Origin of the sequence: Haliea alexandrii (assembly GCF_003719295.1) — a bacterium.
Lineage (GTDB): Bacteria > Pseudomonadota > Gammaproteobacteria > Pseudomonadales > Halieaceae > Haliea > Haliea alexandrii.
Window position 1 is genome coordinate 147,353 of the sequence record NZ_RFLW01000002.1, and the last position, 19,336, is coordinate 166,688.

Annotated in this window: 16 protein-coding genes; 7 read left to right on the forward strand and 9 right to left on the reverse strand. The window is 64.2% G+C overall.

Going from position 1 to position 19,336, the window contains the following annotated elements; translation table 11 throughout:
- The first annotated feature begins 53 nt into the window (after nt 1-53).
- Complete coding sequence (locus EGJ68_RS08895; protein ID WP_123034224.1) at nt 54-629, forward strand: YSC84-related protein; 576 nt, start codon at nt 54-56, stop codon at nt 627-629.
- Here the strand turns inward: EGJ68_RS08895 and EGJ68_RS08900 are convergent.
- The 6 genes from EGJ68_RS08900 to EGJ68_RS08925 form a co-directional block, all read right to left on the reverse strand.
- Nucleotides 626-1,333: a LutC/YkgG family protein gene (locus tag EGJ68_RS08900; protein WP_123034225.1), complete on the reverse strand. Its 708-nt coding sequence runs from the start codon at nt 1,331-1,333 to the stop codon at nt 626-628. The genes EGJ68_RS08895 and EGJ68_RS08900 overlap by 4 nt on opposite strands.
- Nucleotides 1,326-2,756: a lactate utilization protein B gene (locus EGJ68_RS08905; RefSeq protein ID WP_123034226.1), complete on the reverse strand. Its 1,431-nt coding sequence runs from the start codon at nt 2,754-2,756 to the stop codon at nt 1,326-1,328. The genes EGJ68_RS08900 and EGJ68_RS08905 overlap by 8 nt, the downstream gene beginning before the upstream one ends.
- Complete coding sequence (locus EGJ68_RS08910; protein ID WP_123034227.1) at nt 2,753-3,544, reverse strand: (Fe-S)-binding protein; 792 nt, start codon at nt 3,542-3,544, stop codon at nt 2,753-2,755. Before EGJ68_RS08910 ends, EGJ68_RS08905 begins: the two co-directional genes overlap by 4 nt.
- Nucleotides 3,545-3,649: 105 nt before the next feature.
- Entirely contained in the window at nt 3,650-5,557 is a 1,908-nt protein-coding gene (locus EGJ68_RS08915) for a hypothetical protein (protein WP_158283591.1), read from the reverse strand.
- A gap of 38 nt (nt 5,558-5,595) precedes the next feature.
- Entirely contained in the window at nt 5,596-6,828 is a 1,233-nt protein-coding gene (locus tag EGJ68_RS08920) for a saccharopine dehydrogenase family protein (RefSeq protein WP_123034229.1), read from the reverse strand.
- A gap of 19 nt (nt 6,829-6,847) precedes the next feature.
- Nucleotides 6,848-8,395, reverse strand: a complete 1,548-nt coding sequence (locus EGJ68_RS08925) for a peptide MFS transporter (RefSeq protein ID WP_123034230.1) — start codon at nt 8,393-8,395, stop codon at nt 6,848-6,850.
- Between the two features lie 178 nt (nt 8,396-8,573).
- On the opposite strand from EGJ68_RS08925, the gene EGJ68_RS08930 reads away from it, so the two are divergent.
- Entirely contained in the window at nt 8,574-10,232 is a 1,659-nt protein-coding gene (locus EGJ68_RS08930; protein ID WP_123034231.1) for a M28 family metallopeptidase, read from the forward strand.
- A gap of 37 nt (nt 10,233-10,269) precedes the next feature.
- Here EGJ68_RS08930 and EGJ68_RS08935 read toward each other — a convergent pair whose 3' ends face one another.
- The 3 genes from EGJ68_RS08935 to EGJ68_RS08945 form a co-directional block, all read right to left on the reverse strand.
- Nucleotides 10,270-11,349 (reverse strand): cytochrome-c peroxidase, encoded by a 1,080-nt coding sequence (locus EGJ68_RS08935; protein ID WP_199227993.1) that lies wholly within the window; start codon nt 11,347-11,349, stop codon nt 10,270-10,272.
- A gap of 95 nt (nt 11,350-11,444) precedes the next feature.
- Nucleotides 11,445-12,203, reverse strand: coding sequence for an SDR family NAD(P)-dependent oxidoreductase (locus EGJ68_RS08940; protein ID WP_123034232.1), 759 nt, complete (start codon nt 12,201-12,203; stop codon nt 11,445-11,447).
- A gap of 31 nt (nt 12,204-12,234) precedes the next feature.
- Nucleotides 12,235-13,221, reverse strand: a complete 987-nt coding sequence (locus EGJ68_RS08945) for a tRNA dihydrouridine synthase (protein ID WP_199227994.1) — start codon at nt 13,219-13,221, stop codon at nt 12,235-12,237.
- Between the two features lie 142 nt (nt 13,222-13,363).
- Between EGJ68_RS08945 and EGJ68_RS08950 the strand changes: the two genes are divergently transcribed.
- The 5 genes from EGJ68_RS08950 (at nt 13,364) to tilS (ending at nt 19,261) form a co-directional block, all read left to right on the forward strand.
- Complete coding sequence (locus EGJ68_RS08950) at nt 13,364-13,630, forward strand: OadG family protein (protein ID WP_123034829.1); 267 nt, start codon at nt 13,364-13,366, stop codon at nt 13,628-13,630.
- 26 nt (nt 13,631-13,656) lie between these two features.
- On the forward strand, nt 13,657-15,516 hold the full coding sequence (gene oadA / locus EGJ68_RS08955; protein ID WP_123034234.1) for a sodium-extruding oxaloacetate decarboxylase subunit alpha: 1,860 nt from the start codon (nt 13,657-13,659) through the stop codon (nt 15,514-15,516).
- 4 nt (nt 15,517-15,520) lie between these two features.
- Nucleotides 15,521-16,825 (forward strand): sodium ion-translocating decarboxylase subunit beta, encoded by a 1,305-nt coding sequence (locus tag EGJ68_RS08960; RefSeq protein WP_123034235.1) that lies wholly within the window; start codon nt 15,521-15,523, stop codon nt 16,823-16,825.
- Nucleotides 16,826-16,931: 106 nt separating this feature from the next.
- The gene (gene accA, locus EGJ68_RS08965; RefSeq protein ID WP_027949215.1) at nt 16,932-17,879 is read left to right on the forward strand and encodes an acetyl-CoA carboxylase carboxyl transferase subunit alpha; all 948 of its coding nucleotides are present in this window, start codon (nt 16,932-16,934) and stop codon (nt 17,877-17,879) included.
- Between the two features lie 20 nt (nt 17,880-17,899).
- Nucleotides 17,900-19,261, forward strand: coding sequence for a tRNA lysidine(34) synthetase TilS (gene tilS, locus EGJ68_RS08970; protein WP_123034236.1), 1,362 nt, complete (start codon nt 17,900-17,902; stop codon nt 19,259-19,261).
- Nucleotides 19,262-19,336 lie beyond the last annotated feature (75 nt).

Here is a 19,336-nt window from a genome sequence, read left to right on the forward strand (position 1 = left end):
GCCATTCGGTGCTATTGTTGAAAATGGCGTCCAACTGACAAGTGAGACACATCATGAAGAAGACCGCTGTTATGCCCATCCTGTACGTTCTGCTGGCACTGGTTTTGGCGCCATTGGCGCGGGCAGACAATTACGCAGAAGCGCTGGAGTCGTTTCGCAATGCGGGTGAAAGCGCCGTCTATTTTGACTCGGCTTACGGCTACGCCCTGTTCCCGACCATCGGCAAGGGGGGTATTGGTATCGGCGGTGCCCACGGCAAGGGGCGGGTGTATCAGCAGGGACATGTGATTGGCGAGGCGACCATGACGCAGCTCACGGTTGGCTTTCAGCTGGGTGGCCAGGCATTCAGCCAGATTATTTTCTTTCAGAGTGCCAACGCGCTGGAGCAGTTCACCAGCGGTAATTTCGAGTTCGGCGCTCAGGCAACTGCGGTCGCGATCACCGCGGGTGTTTCAGCAGAAGCGAGTACGGGTGGCGGGGTCAGCGCCGGTGTCAGCGGTGGCCGCAACGACGCTTCCACGGCCAGCCTGGGCTATCGCAAGGGTATGGCGGTATTTACCATCGCCAAGGGTGGCCTGATGTACGAGGCGACTCTGGGTGGACAGAAGTTCAACTTCACGCCGAACTAAAACGGGGCAGTCGCAAGGCTTTCCCTGGCGGCATCTACAGCCGAGGTTGGCGTGTCACCCACCAGGATGACATGCCAGCGCCGCGGGCCGTGTGCGCCCAGCACCAGTTGCGCCTCCACGTCAGCAGTGCTTGAGGGCCCTGCGATAAACTGAATACCGCGCGGCCAGCTGCCGGCTTGAGTATCCTGCCGTATCCGCACCCAGGCCTCTTCCAGAGTCGACACAACATCTTCACGGTTCACCAACACCAGATGATCTTCCGGCAGCAGGTTGTTGCGCCCGGGGTTCGCGCGCCCGGTGAAAGTGACAATGGCGCCGGTTTCGGCAACCCCCAGTTTTGCGTAGCTCAGTGCGGCGGCATCGCCGGCCTCCGCGACCCCGAAACGAGGCAGCACGCCGCCGTCTCGCCAGGGCATGGCGGCCAGCCTGGGGTCGTTGCCGGCAACCAGCTTGTGCGTGCGAAAGCGTTGGTAGAGATAACGACCGATCGCCTGCACCGCGGCGCCACGGTCCCGCGCCAGCTCGACCGTGCCCTGATTGGCCAGTATGTTGGCAAGGAAGGCCGTATGCACATCGGGGTGGGGCGCGCGGGCAGCCTGTGCATGGCCAAGAGCAGCCAGCGCGTGCGCGATCTCCTCCGGTTCGGTCTCTGTTTCCTGCGCGCGCAGTCGCGCCAGCAGTTGGGCGCGTGCAGATTCAGCCACGTCGTACCCCCCTGCGCCTGCGTGCCGCGTACTGGCCCATGAAGGTACCACCGCCTTCGGGTGCCGGAAAGTCGCGCTGCCCGGTCCAGCCGCTGGCAAAGGGCATGCGCCGAAAGGCTCCGCGGCGTTTGCCCAGCCAGCCCAACAGGCGCATGGCCCAGCCGGTGAAACGTTGGTAGAGGGCAGGGTGACGCAACAGCCAGGCGTGTAGGCGCAGCCCATGGCGCCAGCGCGCGGGCTTGATACGCTGCACACTCTCGTCCTGGCGCAGGTCACGCAGCAGGTCCGGCAGCGGTATGTTTGCCGGGCACACCTCCGCGCAGCGACCACAACTGGTACAGGCGTTGGGTAGGGCGTGCGCCTGCTCCAGCGAGGTGAGCAGCGGTGTCAGCACGGACCCCATGGGCCCCGGGTACACCCAGCCGTACGGGTGGCCGCCTACACCGATGTAAATGGGGCAGTGATTGAGGCAGGCACCACAGCGGATACAGTCGAGTATCTCCCGGTAGTCGCTGGCCAGGATGTCACTGCGCTTGTTGTCGAGCAGAATGATGTGGGTTTCCAGCGGCCCATCGGGATCGTCTTCCCGCCGCGGGCCGGAATAGAAACTGGTGTAGCAGGTTTGCGGCTGACCCGTGGCCGAGCGCACCAGCAGGCGCTGCAGCGCCATGGCGTCTTCCGCGCGAGGCAACAGGCGTTCAAAGGTCGTGCACACAATCAGCACCGGCGGCAGGTTGGCGCAGAGGTCGCCGTTGCCTTCGTTGGTCACCAGCATGCTGGTACCGTGTTCGGCGACCAGCGCATTGGCGCCAATGATGCCCACATCCGCTGCGAGAAACTGTTCGCGCAAAATCCCGCGCGCCTCTTCAACTACCTCACTCGCCGTTTCCAGGCCGCGCTCGCCCAGTTTGTGTTTGTCGAGAAACAGTTGCCGGATCTCGGCCAGCGACTTGTGAAAGGCCGGGCCCACAATGTGGCTCGGGGTCTCACCCGCCTGTTGAATAATGTACTCCCCGAGGTCGGTTTCCAGCACCTCAAGTCCGGCCTTGAGCAGCAGCTCGTTGAGACCGGTTTCTTCGGTAACCATCGACTTGCCCTTGGCTACCCGCCTGGCGCTGTGTGCCTGGCAGATCGACAACACCTTACTATTGAGCTGCTCGGCGTCGGCAACGAAATGCACCTGGTTGCCGTGTTGTACCGCAGCTTCCTCGAACTGTTGCAGGTAATGGGAGAGGTGCTCGCTGGTATGTCGGCGCACCCGTTTCATGTGCGCTCTCAAGGCGTCGAAGTCACCGTATTTGCTGGCGGCGCTGTCCCGGGCCAGCGGCAGGAACTGGCCGAGCAGGTTGCGCCGCGCCACTTTTTCCGGCGCGTTGAGGGCAGCGCTCGCTTCCTGCAGAAAGTTGTCGCTGGCGAGTTTCATTCGCGGCCATCCCCTATGCCCGGCCCGCGAGGCTCGCCGACCAGCAGTTCAGCGACATGCCGGAACTCCAGGTCCACGCCTCTGCGTCGCGCTCGGCCGGCCAGATGCAGGAGGCAGCCGAGATCTCCGCCGGCAACGATTGTGGCGCCGCTGGCCACCGCATCGTCCAGCTTGTCGTCAGCCATTTTTCCGGAAATTTCCGGCATGCGCGCGCAGAAAGTGCCACCGAAGCCACAACACACCTTGTTCTGGCTCAGCTCCTGCACCTGGGCGCCACATTGCTCCTGCAGTAATTGCCGTGGCTGCTGCTGCACGCCGAGCTCACGCAATCCGGCGCAGCCGTCGTGGTAGGTGATGGCGCTCTCCAGCGGCGGACGCTTCGGTGCCGGCAGGCGCGCTACTTCCGTGAGAAACCGGGTGAGCTCCCAGGTCTTGGCGGCAAGGGCCAGGGCGCGGTCACGCCACTCGCCCTCGAACAGTGCGGGATAGTGGTGGCTGAGCATACCCGCGCAGGAACCGGACGGCACGACCACGTAGTCGAAGGGCTCGAATGTCTCAATGACTGCGCGTGCAACGGGCACTGCCGCATCAATTTCGCCACTGTTGTAGGCGGGTTGTCCGCAACAGGTTTGCTGCTCGGGCACGCTCACACGGCAGCCGGCGCGCTCCAGCAGGCGTATGGCGGCAAAACCGACTGAGGGGCGCATCAGATCTGCCAGGCAGGTGACCATCAATGCCACATCGCGCCGCTGACGGCTGCGTTTGCGTTTTGGGTGTGGCTTGTCCATGCGAGGTCCTTGTTCCTGTCCGCGTGTGCTGCCGTCTGGTGAGGCGTTTGCGCCCGCCGAGTATAACGAATTTGCCCCGCCCGCGCCGTGTTTGGCGCAGCATGCTCAGGCCATCAGGCCCAGTACCAAAGCGCTAACGAGCAGAACCAGCATGGCGGCGCACGCCAATGCCAGCGGCTGTCTGGCCTCCAGCATCGTGACCACAACGCCGGCGGTGTCGCCACGGCTACAGCCGGAGAGTAGCCTTTCGACATCGGGCCAGCGAGAAGCCTGGAAAAGCGGTTTCCTGGCGGAGCCCGTGGGCACCTGAACCCCTTCGATACGCAGGAACCGCGGATGCCGCTGAACCTGTATGCCGTTGCCGGCATGATAGACCCCGCGGTGGTCGACCAGCACCAGCAGCGGGCCGAGCAGGCCGATGTGTCCGCGCCCTTGCGCGCCGATCCAGCCCGCAAAGCCGCGACGCTTCATCGTGGCAGCAGCTTGCAGCCATTCGACGTGCTGCATGCGCGGCCCGAGCATGGGAGCATGACGTCCGCGATCGAGCGCGAACACCCGCTGTCTGGCGTACTGCCAGATACCGTAAAACGTAGCCAGTACACTCAGCAGCAATAACAGGATACGCGCACTCCCCAGCAACACCGCGCGCATCTGCAGTGCCCGGCTGCGTTGACCTGCGCGCGCCTTGAGTGCTTCCACTTCCAGCGCTGTTCCTGCCGTGCCGTCTGCCGCGTAGCGCTGCAGTGCATGCGCACCGGTGGGGAACAGCAATAGCCGCTCTTCCCAGGGCACCAGCGTGAGTAAGGGTGTTGGCGCGGGCAGGGCAACGGGCGGCAGCGCATTCCATTGTGTGTCGAAGCGGAAGACGCCGCGGTGGCCGGTTTCGGTATTCTCCAGCACCGCCCACCAAAATGCCCCGACCCGCGCGAAGTCCTGCACGTGAGCCAGTTCGGCGGCGACGGCGGCCGCTGGCAATAGCAGCAGCTCATCAAGCTGCTCGGCAAACGCTGCGACCTCATAGCGATAAACGCTCAGGGCAGGGCCAGCAGCACTGTTCGCGAACAGGAGTCCGTCGTGGATGCGCAGTTGCGGCCTGGTCGGCAGTGCGATGCTGCGCTCGGCCACCACATTGCCGGCGCCGTCCACGCGCAACAACCTGCCATTCGCGCTGTCGGCGAGTACGACATGCTGGCCGTTGGGAACCCGGACCATGGCCTCTGCGCGCCAGTGCCCCTGATCGCCGGCAAAGGCTCTGCATTGCGCCTCGGCGATCACGCAGCGGTACAGGTTGCCGCCTTCGGTGGTTGCTACCTGCACCAGCAGGCGCTCGCGATCCAGCCAGAGGAGTTGCTGCAGAGGTGCCGTGAGCCCTAGCTGTGAGCGCGACAGCGTGCCCAGTGCGGCGCCGGATCGGTCGTGGTGCAGCAGGAGCTGCCCGGTTGCCAGCATCAATTCGCCCGCGTCGTTGCTCGCCGCTGCGCGCAGTGCGGGCACGGCGGGGGGGGGCGGCAACAGCTGCGCCAGGGTTGTGAGCGCAAACAGCAGGCAGATGGCCAGCAGTGCCGTGCCGAGGGCGGCGTGGGCGCGCTTGCCGGCTTGCAGCGCGCGCTCGGACACGGCAGCCGGCGCACGGTAGGGCTTCAGTGTGTAGGGGTTGGGCCCCCAGCGGGCCGTGCCTGTTGCCGCGGGTGGAGCCAGGGTCCGCTTGCCGGGTTTTTCCGCGGCCGACACAGGCGGTAGCCCGGCTGCAGGTTGCAGGTGAGCCTGCAGGCCAATGCCGCGCATACGGACAAACCAGGCGGCAGCCGCTTTCTGCTCCAGGCCGCGGCGCAGAATGATCGATGCGCCGCTGAAGAAGCGTTCAATACGCGTCGGGTCGTCAATCTGGAACAGTGTGCCGAAATGCCGGCGCGCCGCGGCCGGGTCGGTACCGCTCAGGATCTCTCCCGAGAACACAAGGTTGAAACGTTTCAACCCTGACGTTGAGGCCTGCGTAGAGGGTTGGTCAGGCAATGGGCGATCTCCGGCCGTGTTGTGTGCGGTCGCGTGGGCTAATCGATCGCCACTTCCTCGAAGGTGAGGCCGGCACGCGAGGTCAGGCGCTCAAGCAAATGCTCACCGAGCGCCGAGGAGGGGGTCCAGAAGCCGCCTCCGCAGGTGAGCGGGTCCTGGGCAAGGCTCACCGCGGACTCGGCCAACATGCGTGCCGTGGACCCGTAGCCCGGGTCGAGCTGGCCGGCGACGCGCACCCGTATGTCGCAGGCGCTGTCGTCGGGGTGTACGCCGTGGAAGAACAGTTCGTAGTGTCCGGCTTCCCGCTGCTCCCGATCGGGGCCTTCTCCCGGGGCAGGCAGGAAACGCTGCAGTAGTGTGCGCCCGGGTCCGGTTGACAGCCCCAGCATGGCGCCGCCGATGCCCAGTGTGTTGCGCAGGGCCTGCGCCCGCGAGGTGCACAGCTGTGCCTCGTCGAAGCGAAAGTCCTCACCCCAGGGCATGCCGAGCAGGTGATGGCTGCGACGCACAACGCGGCCGTTGATGGCGGCCATGATGAAGGGGCAGGTCCAGCGCTGGAAGTCGGTGTCGTAGCGAGCGCCGGCCTGGTCGCGCCCGTCCGGGCCGGTGGTGCCTTCCGGGCACAGGGAGTAGGGGTCGGCCAACAGCCTGCGCACCTGCTTGTCGCGCCGTGCCTCATCGAGAACTTCGAGCATACTGGCGATGGTGCCCCCACTCGCGGTGCGGCGATTCCGGCCTACCCGGGACTTCACGTGGCGTGCTGCCACCCCCCGGCGTGACACCATCTGACGTTGCAGAAACCAGGTGCCCATATCCGAGGGAATGGAATCGAAGCCGCAACTGTGTACCAGGCGTGCGCCACTGGCAGCCGCCGCGGCCTGATAGGCGGGTATGACTCGCGCCATCCACTGGACTTCTCCGGACAGGTCGCAATAGTGAGTGCCACTCTCCGCACAGCTTGCGACCAGCGGCGTACCATAGCGTGCGTAAGGTCCTACCGTACTGCACACCACTGCGCCGCGTGCCACCATGTCACGCAGGCTCTGCTCATCATCACTGTCGGCCACCACCAGTGGAACGGCTATGCCGCCGGTGTGGACCATCAGCGATTCCTGCACAGCCCGCAACTTCGCCTCATTGCGGCCCGCCAGCGCCCAGCGCAGGGTGCCGTTGGCGCCATAGCTCGTTGCCAGGTACTCCGCGACCAGTTGGCCGGTAAAACCGGTGGCCCCCCAAAGAATCATGTCGAACTCGCGATCCGCGCTTGTCATGGCTAGTGTCCTGTGCCGCTCAGTGAATACCGTGCATCATTTTCTTCAGCAGGGGCGCCAGCAGGAATTGCACTGCCGCCACCCCGAGGCCGACGTAGAACAGACTCGTGAACAGTTCCGTGTAGGTGGCCAGAGCCGTGGCGACGTCACCGGCGCCGGTCTGCAGATCCAGTGCCGCCAGCTTGGACAGTTGCGCCGCCACGTGTTGCGAATAGGCGGTGGCGAGGAACCAGGCGCCCATCATAACGCCTACTACACCGGGTACTGACAGTTTGGTGACCGCAGACAGGCCGACGGGCGAAAGGCAGAGTTCACCGGCGGTATGCAGCAGGTACGCCAGCACCATCCAGTAGCCGATGACCAGGCCAGCCTCATTGGGGGATGCGGCACCCAGTACCAGGGCGCCAAAGCCCAACCCGGCAAACGCCACACCCAGACCGAACTTCACGGGTGTGGAGGGTTCGATTCCCCGTCGGCCCAATACGGTCCACAGCCAGGCGAACACCGGGGCCAGCAGGAAGATGAAGAACGCGTTGAAAAAACCGAACTGCGCGGCGGTGAAATTGATGCCGAAAACCGTGCGATCCATGACCCGGTCGGCGTACAGCGTCATCGACGCAGCGCTCTGCTCGAACAACGACCAGAACACAACACTGCAGATGGTCAGTGCAACCAGCACCAGCATACGGCTGCGCTCTACCGGGTTGCAGCGGAAGGCGATGAACCACGCGAGGCCCAGGAGCACGACGATGGCGAGCACATTCAGCAGCACGCCCACGGCGCCGTGGAACTGCAGCATCTGCCAGGCGGCGACAACACCGGCGGCGGCACCCAGGTAAATGGCCCACTCCTTGTTCAGACCCGGCAGTGCACGCTCCCGCAGACGCTCGGGTACGGGCGGTTCTGCGAGGCCTCGCAGATGCTTCTGCCCGCGCAGGAAGGTCACCAGGCCAAACAACATGCCGATACCGGCCACACCGAAGCCGTAGCCCCAGCCGTAGGTCACCCCCAGGTAGCCACACACCAGCGTGGCGGTCAGCGCGCCGAGGTTGATGCCCATGTAGAAGATGGTGAAACCGGCGTCCCGTCGCGGATCGTCGATGCCATACAGCCGGCCGACAATGGTGGAAATATTGGGCTTCAGGAAGCCGACGCCGACCACGATCAGGGCCAGCGAAAAGTAAAACACCTGCAGGGCGCGGTCATCGCGTACCACGGTATCGCCGACCAGGCGCGCCTGCTCACCCTCAACCGCCATGCCGAGGTGGCCGAGGACCAGTAATAGCCCGCCAAATACTACCGACTTGCGCATGCCCAGGTAGCGGTCGGCGAGCAGGCCGCCGATCACGGGCATCGCGTACACCAATGCGGCGTAGCCACCCAGCACCTCCAGACCGTTGGCATCCGAAAACAGGTGATACTTGGTGAGGTAGAGCAACAGGAGGTACTTCATACCGTAGAACGAAAAGCGTTCCCACAGTTCCGTCGCAAAGCATACATAGAGGCCGCGGGGATGACCGAAAAAGGCGGTGTCGTCCGCGGGGGCGGGGCTGGCTGTTATTGTCATTCCACAGGTTCCTGGTGGTGATGGGGTGTGGGCGCCTGGCGCTGGGTCGGAGAATACCATTCATACGGTGACTTTGCGCAGCCCCCAGCCGCAGGGCGTGTAACCCACGGGGGCTCGTGCGGCGCAGGGTGAAACCGTCTATGCTTCGCATCACGTTGTTGCAACCGCTGGAGTTCCCATGACATCACCCCTTGCTACCCTGGCCGCCGCTTGTGGCCTGAGTGCCACGCTCGCATGGTCGCAGGCGGCCGCTGCGCTGACCGTTGACGAGCAGGTGCAGAAGGACCTGCATTTTCATATTGCCGAACTCGCGCAGGATACTTACGCCGGCCGTGAACCGGGTACAGCCGGCGAAGAGATGACCATCGACTGGCTGGTTGAGCACTTTGCCGCGCTCGGGGCGAAGCCCGGCAATGGTGACAGCTGGCTACAGGAAGTGGCCATCACGGCAGTGACCACTGACCCCGCAGCCGTGCTGGCCATACGCGGTGATGCCTTCAATGCTGATTGGGCCTACGGCGAGGAGATGATGGTGTCGACCCAACAGCAGGTGGCCACCACCGGTATCGCCGCTTCCGAGCTGGTGTTTGTTGGCTATGGCATCAACGCGCCCGAGCGGGGCTGGAACGACTATGCGGACGTGGACGTGACCGGCAAAACAGTGGTGGTGCTGATTAACGACCCCGGCTTTGCCACGCAGGATCCGGCACTGTTCAACGGCAATGCCATGACCTACTACGGACGCTGGGATTACAAGTACGCCGAAGCGGCCCGGCAGGGTGCTGCAGGTGCATTGATCGTGCATGAGACCGACGCCGCTGCCTACCCCTGGGAAGTGGTGCGCAACAGCTGGTCGGGTGCCAAAATCGGCCTGACGGCAGAGAACCGCCATCGCGACAAGCTGGCGGTGGAAGGCTGGATTCCGCTAGCACAGGCGCAGAGGCTGTTTGCTGCGGCGGGGCGCGACTACGCCGCCGACAAGGCAGCTGCGGCCCATGCGGATTTCGAGGCGGTGGCCCTGGGAGGGATGCAGGCTTCGGTGACGCTCAATAACAACCTGTCCGACCGTATGTCACACAATGTGGCGGCGCTGGTTCCCGGCTCGCAACACCCCGATGAGGTGATCATTTACACCGCCCACTGGGATCACCTCGGCGTGCGCCCGGGTGATGCCGGCGACAATATCTACAACGGCGCCAGCGATAACGCGTCCGGGGTGGCGGGGTTGCTCGCCCTGGCGCGGCAGTTTCTCACCGGCGGGGAGCGGCCCGAGCGCTCGGTGCTGTTTCTGGCGGTAACGGCGGAGGAGTCCGGGCTTCTAGGCTCAAAGTTCTACGCCGAAAATCCGCTGTTTCCCCCGGAAAAAACAGTGGCCAATTTCAATATGGATAACATCGCGGCTGGAAACCTCGGGCGCACTCACGATGTTGCCGTGGTGGGCTATGGCAACAGCGAACTGGAGGACTATCTACTGCGTGCCGCGCAGCGGCAGGGCAGGGTGGTGGTGCAGGAGCCCTATCCGGAAAAGGGTTCCTACTACCGCTCGGATCACTTTTCCCTGGCCAAGGTGGGCATTCCGGCACTGTACCTGACCAATGCGACCGACAGTGTTGAGCACGGCAAGGCCTGGGGCGATGCGCGCTTGCGTGACTACGTGGCCAACCACTACCACAAGCCATCGGATGAATACGATCCCGCCTGGGACCTGAGCGGCGCGGCACAGGAAGTGCTGTTGTTGCTGGAGATGGGCCGCGAACTGACATCCAGCCGCGACTTTCCCGAATGGCGTGACGGCGTGGAGTTCAAGGCAGCGCGGGAGGCTTCACTGACGCCGTAGCAATGGGGGCGGCGCGCGCCGCCCCTGTGTATTGAGCCTAGTGGCCGGCGGTCGGTTTCCACATCGGGTCGGGGCGCGGGGTATCAGCCGTGCTGGGTGGCAGCAACGGGTACGCGATGTGCGGCTGTTCCCCGGTGAGTGACGCCAGGAATGCCGTGATCTGGCTGACTTCTTCGGCGTTCAGCTCGGCGCCCAGCTGGGAGCGGCCCATGATGGCAACCGCCTCCTCGAGGCTCCAGACCGCGCCCGAGTGGAAATAGGGTGCGGTGAGGGCCACGTTGCGTAGCGGCGCCGCGCGAAACACATACTCATCGGAGGCGGTGCGCGTAACGGCAAAGCGCCCCTTGTCGCCCACCGGCAGGATGTCAGCCCCTGGCCGCGCAATCAAGCCGAAGGGAAAGTAGTGTTGACCGCCTAAATTGACCCCGGTGTGACAGGCCGCGCAGCCCTTGTCCATGAACAGGCCGAGGCCGGCTTTCTGCTGCGCGGTGAGCGCCGCATCGTCGCCCTTGAGGTAGGCGTCAAAGGCCGAGTTCGGCGTGGTCAGGGTGGTTTCAAAGGCCTCGATGGCCAACGCCATGTTATCGAAGCTCAGGGGCTCCGCTGCATCGGGAAAAGCGGTTTGGAAGCGTTCGAAATACTCCGGCATGCTGCTCAGCGTCGCCGTGACACGTGCTGGCGTGCTGCTCATTTCCACACTCGCCTGTACCGGGCCTTTGGCCTGCTCCGCGAGATCAGCGGCGCGTCCATCCCAGAACTGGGCCGCATTGAACACCGCATTGAATACGGTGGGCGAGTTCCGGGGGCCCCGCTGCCAGCCGTGCCCGATGGAGGTGGGCAGGTAATCGTGACCGCCAAACCCAACGTTGTGGCAGGTATTGCAGCTGATTAAATGGCTGGCGGAAATGCGTGGTTCAAAAAACAGCATTTTCCCCAGCTCGACCTGATCCGGATTCAACGCACGGCCGGTCGCGGTGTCGCTAATCGCAGGGACTGGATTGAACAGGTCGTTGGCGCGGTCTCGCAGTGGCTCGGCCCCGGCGGCAGCGGCCAACGCGATGCCGGTGAGCAGGCTGATCGCCGGTGACAGACGGTGGCGTGGTGAAGTGGAAGTCATCGCAAAGCCCTCACGGTAAATACTCTTACCGCGATGATGGGGGCGCTAACAGCAGGGGGCAAGCCTGACCCTGTCACCTGTTGATTCAGGTCAAATCAGCGCCGGGAAATCGTGAAGGGTGACCAGGACTGGCTGACCGGCATCAGCTCCAGCGAATTGACGTTGAGGTGCGCCGGCAGGGTTGCCAGCCAGAATACGGTGTCGGCAATGTCCTGCGGCTGAATAGGGTCGGCACCGGCGTAGAGCGCATCGTAGGCCGCCTGGTCACCGCCGGTGCGCACCAGCGTGAACTCGCTCTCCGAAAGCCCCGGGGCCAGGCAGCTCACACGCACGCCGCTGCCTTGCAGGTCACTGCGCAGCGCGAGTGAAAACTGTTCGACAAAGGCCTTGCTGCCACAGTACACATTGCCACCGGGGTAAGGCCAGTGGCCGGCAACGGAGCCGATATTGATGATACTGGTGCCGCGACCGCGGGCCACCAGCGTTGGCAGCAGGGCATGCGTCACGGTGGTCAGCCCCTTGATATTGGTGTCGATCATACGGTGCCACTGCTCCAGATCGCTGTGCTGTGCCGGCGCGGTGCCGAGTGCCAGCCCGGCGTTGTTGACCAGTACGTGCACCTCGCTGAACGGCTGCGGCAGGCTTGCCACGGCGTCCTGCACTGCCGCGGTGTCGCGCACGTCAAGACAGATTGTGTGCACGGCGCAGCGCGCCTGGAGTTCCTCCTGGACTGCCTGCAGGCGGTCGCTGCGCCGGCCGCTGAGAACAAGGTTCCAGCCGGCATCGGCGAAACGGTGGGCGCAGGCGCGACCGAAACCGGAGGTGGCGCCAGTGATGAATGCGGTATGCGGCATAACGTGAACCTTCTGTGCTGATGCAGCTGCCTCAGGCGGCAACGGCCGTGGAGTGTTCCCCGGTGCGCGAGGGGGTGTGGGCGCGAATGACCGCGCAGACCGCTTCCGGGTCTGTGAGGCGTTTGACGTCGGCAAACAGCGCCGCGGCCTGGGGGTAATAATGACGCAGGTAACCCAGCCACTGTTTGACCGGCCCCGCGGCGTGCCGTTCTGCACACTCCCGTTGCTTCTGTTGCGCAAAGCCCTGCAGCAACTCGGCAATATCCAGCCAGGACAGTCCCTGGGCGTCCACGCCGTCAGTGGCTGCGCGCACCAGTCTGGGCAGGTCCGGTCGGCACAGTACGCCGCGGCCCAGCATCAGGTCTTCACAGTGGCTGGCGCTGCGCGCTCGCTGGCTGTCCTCGGGGCTCCAGATTTCGCCGTTGGCGATGACGGGGAAATCCACCAGCGCCACCGCCCGCGCAATTTCGTCCCACCAGGCCGGTGGCTTGTAGCCATCGCTGCGGGTGCGGGCATGGATCGCCAGCTCGTTGACCCCCGCATCGGCCAGGGCGCGCACGTTATCCAGAAACGGTGAACGGTCTTCGAAACCGAGGCGAATCTTTGCCGTAACCGGCACGTGGGTGGGCACCGCACGGCGCACGGCAGCCGCGATTGCGCCCACGCGCTGAGGTTCGCGCAGCAGAACGGCGCCGCCATCGGAGCGGTTGACCGTTTTTGCGGGGCAGCCAAAGTTGATGTCGATGCCCGGTGCGCCGAGTTCAGCAGCCCGTAGCGCATTGTCCGCCATGGGTTGTGCCTGTCCGCCCAGCAATTGCAGAAACACCGGTACGCCTGCCGGGGTAAGGCCTCCTTCCCGCAATTCCGGGCACAGCCGATGGAATACGCGCGGCGGCAGCAGGCGATCGCTGACCCGCACGAATTCAGTCACACAGCGGTCCAGCCCGCCGATCTGGGTCAGCAGGGCGCGCATGCCGGCGTCAATGACGCCTTCCATGGGGGCGAGAATGAGTCGCACATCGGGTCTCCGGTCGGTGTGCCAGTATACCGCTGTGCGCCTGCCGGGTTAAGCGCGGAGGTGGTGGGGGGCGAAGCGCACGTTGGCGCCCCGCAGCCAAGATGATTTATGATGCTAACGTGAGCTGAAGCGGTACGTGGTTGTGCGCGAAGACGAACTTTTCATGCAGGGTGTGGAGCTGATGCTGTTTGGCGTCAGTGCGGTGGTGATTTTCCTCTCCCTGCTGGTACTGGCCATCGGGCTGGCCTCGCAGGTGATCCTGCGTTTTTTTCCGCAGCCTGCAGAGTCGCAAGCTGTGGCACAGCGGCGCACCAGCGCAGCGCCTGCAGAGTCCTCGCTGGACGCGGAGCGCATCGCGGTCATTACCGCCGCGGTGCACCAGCACCGCCAACGTGGCCGCAATGGCTGAACCCGCCTCGAGGAGATTGAAACCGCATGGCTGAAAACAAGCGCCCACTGGGCATCACCGACGTGGTTCTGCGCGATGGCAACCAGTCGCTGCTGGCAACCCGGGTTCGTCTTGAGGACATGCTGCCGGTGGCCGCTGAGCTGGATACGGTGGGGTACTGGTCGGTCGAAACCTGGGGCGGCGCCACCTTTGATGCCTGCATCCGTTACCTCGGCGAGGACCCCTGGGAACGCATTCGCGAGTTCAAGAAAGCCATGCCCAACACGCGTCAGCAAATGCTGCTGCGCGGCCAGAATATTCTCGGTTACCGGCACTACGCGGATGATGTAGTCGAGCGCTTTGTAGAACGTGCGGCGCTGAATGGTGTCGATGTGTTCCGTGTGTTTGATGCCATGAACGACATGCGCAACATCGAGGTGGCGCTGAAAGCGGTGAAGGCGGTGGAACGCCATGCCCAGGGTACGATCTCCTACACATTGAGTCCTGTGCACACACTGGATGCCTGGGTGGATCAGGGCAAGCGCATAGAGGATATGGGCGCCGACTCTATTGCGATAAAGGATATGGCTGGCCTGCTGCGGCCCTACACAGGCTACGAGTTGGTGCGCCGACTCAAGGAAAGTTGCGATATTCCCATCCACATGCAGTGCCATGCCACCACCGGGCTGTCCACCGCGACCATTCTCAAGTGCGTGGAAGCCGGAATCGACAACGTGGATACCTCCATCTCCTCCATGTCGATGACCTATGGCCATTCGCCGACAGAGTCCGTTGTGGCGATATTGGCCGGTACCGAGCGCGATACGGGCCTCGATCTGGAAAAGCTCGCCGACATCGCCGGCTACTTCCGCGGCGTGCGCAAGAAATACGCGCGATTCGAGGGCTCCTTGCGCGGCGTGGATGCGCGCATCCTGGTGGCCCAGGTCCCCGGCGGCATGTTGACCAATATGGAAAACCAGCTGCGTGAGCAGGGCGCCCTGGATCGCATGGACGAAGTCCTGGAGGAGATACCGAAAGTCCGTGAGGACCTCGGCTTTATCCCGCTTGTCACCCCCACCTCACAGATCGTCGGCACCCAGGCCGTGCTGAACGTACTGACCGGTGAGCGCTACAAGTCGATATCGCGGGAAACCGCGGGCGTGCTCAAGGGTGAGTACGGCGCCACTCCCGCGGCGGTTGACGAAGCCCTGCAGCAGCGCGTACTCGAGGGCAATGAGGTCATCACCTGTCGCCCGGCCGACCTGCTGGAGCCGGAGCTGGATGGGTTGTCCAGCGAACTGCGCGCACTGGCGAAAGAAAAGAACATCACGCTGGCCAGCGGCGAGCGGGAAGTCGACGACGTGCTCACCTATGCGCTGTTCCCCCAGATCGGCCTGCGCTTCCTGCAGCACCGCGGTGACCCCTCGGCTTTTGAGCCGGCGCCGGGGGAGGAGCCTTCAGCGGCTGGTAGAGAGCCCTCAGCGGCTAATAAAGAGCCTTCAGCGGCTGACAAAGAGCCCTCAACCGCGAGTCAAGGCGCCTCAGCAGAAGAGCCCGGCATCTACACCGTCCGGGTCAATGGCCAGTCGTACTTGGTAGAAGTCAGCGCCGGCGGTGACGTCGACACCGTGCGCGAGTCCACCGCGGAGGCGCCGGCGGCAAAGCCGGCAGCCCGGCCTGCAGCGGCAGCAGACGCCACTGCCGTGCCGGCACCGCTGGCCGGCAATATCTTCAAGGTCAACGTGCAGTTGGGTGACGCGGTGGCCGCGGGCCAGGTGATTGTGCTGCTCGAAGCCATGAAGATGGAGACCGAAGTGCGCGCGCCGCAAGACGGCAAGGTCGCGAGCGTCGAGGTGAAGGCGGGCGATGTTGTTGCCGTTGGCGACACTTTGATCACCCTGGCCTGACCCGATGAGCAATCTGCTGCGTCTGTGGGACTCCACCGGGCTGGCCCACTTTCAGCCCGGCCAGGTGGTGATGATATTGATCGGCCTCTGCCTGCTGTTCCTGGCCATCCGCAAGCAATTCGAACCGCTGTTGCTGGTGCCGATCGGCTTTGGTGGCGTGTTGGCGAACATTCCCGGCGCAGGCCTCGCGTATTCCGCCGCCGAAAATGCGTTGCACAGCGCGGACCCCGCCGTGCTGGCGGAGATGGCCAGGTTGCTGGGCCAGTCCGTGGCCAGCGATGCCGAAGCGCTCCTGCAGGCGCTGGGAATGGCGGCGGCACCGGTGCAGCAGGCGGCGGCGAGTGCGGCTGGAGCGGCGGGGTTCAGCGACGGCATGCTGTATACGTTCTACACGGTCGCCATTGCCAGCGGTGTGGCACCGCTGGTGATCTTCATGGGCGTTGGCGCCATGACTGACTTTGGCCCGCTGCTGGCCAATCCCCGCACGTTGTTCCTGGGTGCGGCCGCGCAGTTCGGCATATTTGCCACCGTGCTGGGCGCTGTGGGCCTCAGCACCCTCGGCTTGATGGATTTCAGCCTCGCGGACGCCGCTGCCATCGGCATCATTGGCGGCGCGGACGGCCCAACCGCCATTTACGTCGCCAGCCTGCTGGCACCGGACCTGCTGGGGCCAATCGCGGTGGCGGCGTATTCCTACATGGCACTGGTGCCCCTGATTCAACCGCCGATTATGCGCGCGCTCACCACGCAAGCGGAGCGTGAGATCGTCATGACCCAGTTGCGCGAGGTGTCGCAGCGGGAAAAGATTGTGTTTCCGCTGATGCTGCTCATTCTGGTGGCGCTTTTGTTGCCCGCGGCGGCGCCTCTGCTGGGCATGTTCTGTTTTGGCAACCTGATGAAGGAATGTGGTGTGGTGAAGCGTCTGAGTGATGCCGCCCAGAATGCCCTGATCAACATCACCACCATTTTTCTCGGCTTGTCGGTTGGCTCGAAACTCGTTGCCGACAAGTTTCTGGATATCGAGACCCTCGGTATCATGCTGCTGGGTGTGGTGGCCTTTGCCATCGGTACGGCCTCAGGCGTATTGATCGCCAAGCTGATGAACCGGTTTGGCAGTCACCCACTCAACCCGCTGATCGGCTCTGCCGGTGTTTCCGCGGTACCGATGGCGGCGCGCGTCAGCAACCGCCTGGGCCTGGAGGCGAACCCCAGTAACTACCTGCTGATGCACGCCATGGGCCCCAATGTCGCGGGCGTCATCGGCTCTGCCGTAGCGGCGGGGGTGATGATCAGCCTGGTTGGCGTGTAGGCAGCGGTGGCTGGTTGTACCTGCCTGCAACTGTCGGCCGGGAATTGGTGTGCGCAGGATTAATTTTGTACACTGCGCGCTTGTGAATTGCTGAGTCCGAGAGCGCATGAACCCCAATTACCTTGATTTTGAACAGCCCATTGCCGAGCTTGAGGTCAAGATCGAAGAGCTGCAACTTGTTGGGACCGATGCCGACATCAATATCAGCGAAGAGATACGCACCCTGCGCGAGAAAAGCGCCAAGCTCACCGAAAAGATCTACGCCAATCTGAGCCCCTGGGATATCGTCAAGGTGGCGCGTCACCCGCGTCGGCCTTACACGCTGGATTACATTTCCCGTCTCTTCACCGACTTCGATGAGCTGCACGGCGACCGCCATTTTGGAGACGACCGCGCCATCGTCGGCGGCACCGCACGCCTCAATGGGCGCCCGGTCGTGGTTATCGGGCAGGAGAAGGGGCGCGCAGTGAAAGACAAGGTGCTGCGCAACTTCGGCATGCCGAAGCCGGAAGGGTATCGCAAGGCGCTGCGCCTGATGTCCATGGCCGAGCGGTTCAAGATGCCCGTCATTACCCTGATTGACACACCCGGAGCCTACCCGGGGATCGACTCCGAGGAGCGGGGCATCAGCGAAGCCATCGCGCAGAATCTGGCGGTGATGTCACGGCTGGCCACCCCCATCATCTGCGTGGTCATTGGCGAGGGCAGTTCCGGCGGTGCGCTGGGTATCGGTGTGGGGGACCACCTGGCGATGCTGCAGTACGCCACCTATTTCGTTATTTCCCCCGAAGGCTGTGCCAACATCATCTGGAAGAGCACTGCCAATGCACCCGAAGCGGCGGCGGCAATGGGGGTAACCTCCAAGGTGTTGCAGGAACTGGGTATCGTCGACGCCACCATTCCTGAACCCATGGGGGGTGCGCACCGCAACGTCGACCTGATGGCTGAGCGCATACAGGCGCACCTCATCAAGGAGCTCGACCGCCTGGAGCAATCCCCGGTCGAGGAGATGCTTGAACGGCGCTACGAGCGCCTCATGTCCTACGGCAACTGAGCGCCGCCCAGTCCGGTGCCGTGACCGCGCCCCCAACTCCGACCCCGTTTGACAGCGCGGCGCTGGAGGCCGCACTGGCCCCCTGGCGCAGCGCGCGCCGCTGGTGGGTCGCCTTCAGTGGCGGGCTGGATTCCACGGTGTTGCTGCACCTGCTGTGTTCCCAGCGCAGCGCAGGGCAGACTCCGCCCATCAGTGCCGTGCACATCAATCACCAGTTGCATCCGGCGGCAGAGCAATGGCAGCAGCGAGCCAGTGCGTTTTGTGCGGCGTTGGACGTGCCGCTGGAGGTCTGTACGGTCAGCGTACGGCAAACAGGCTCTGGCCTCGAGGCGGCCGCCCGCGAGGCACGTTATACGGCGCTGGAGCCTCTGCTGGAGGCGGGCGATGTGATGTTCTTTGCCCATCACCAGGATGATCAGGTGGAAACCGTACTGCTGCGCTGGCTGCGTGGTGCCGGCCTGCGTGGATTGCAAGGCATGCCACAGCAGCGTGCACTGGGGCGAGGACAGCTGGTCAGACCGCTGCTGGGGTTCCCCCGCAGCGCGCTGCAGGCCTATGCCGTCGCCGAGCAGCTTGACTGGATCGATGACCCCTCCAACGTCGATACCTCACTGGACCGCAACTACCTGCGACACACGGTGTTACCGGCCATTGCCGAGCGCTGGCCCGGTTACCGTGGCAGCGTGGAGCGCTCTGCGCATCAGCTGGGCGCCGCGGAACATGTGTTGGAAGACCTGTTGCCCGCGCCGAAGGCGGTGACCAGCATGTTCGGCGACCCGGGACTTGACCTGCATGATCTTCTCGCGCGACCTGGCGCGGCGGGCGTCATGGCGCTGCGCGGCTGGCTGGAGGATGCGGGCCTGCCTTTGCCGCCGGGGGCCACGGTCGCGGAGTTTTTGCGCCAGCTTCACGCGGGGGGCGGCAGCCCGTTGCTGACCTGGCAGGGATACGCCTTACGCCGTTTTGGCGATGGCGTATTCCTGCTGCCCCCTGCGCGCGAGCGCGACGCAGGGGGCGCGCAACTGGCGCCGGGCAAGTCGCTGCAGTTCGGCGGTGGGCAGCTGTCACTGGTGCCGGCTGGGCACGACACAGGCATTCGGCTGCCACAAGGCTCGGTGCTCACGGTGCACTGGCGCCGTGGCGGCGAGCGGTGCCGTCTGCCGGGGAGAGCGGGCAGTCGGCGTTTGAAAACGCTGCTGCAGGAGGCGGGTATCCCTCCCTGGTGGCGCGAGGATATTCCGCTGCTCTACCACGATGGGGTGCTGGTGGCGGTGGCGGACCTCTGGCTGTGTGACGGCAGCTGGCTTGTCCGGGACGGCGGCAAAGATGTTTGGCGGGTGCGCTGGAGGCGAAATACAGACGCCCGCGCGATTGAGCTCTGAGGGCCTTTCTGGTAATCTGATTTCCCATCTTTTTGCAGGTCTTGCGGGCCTCGGAAGCAGCTTCAAGCCTCCATC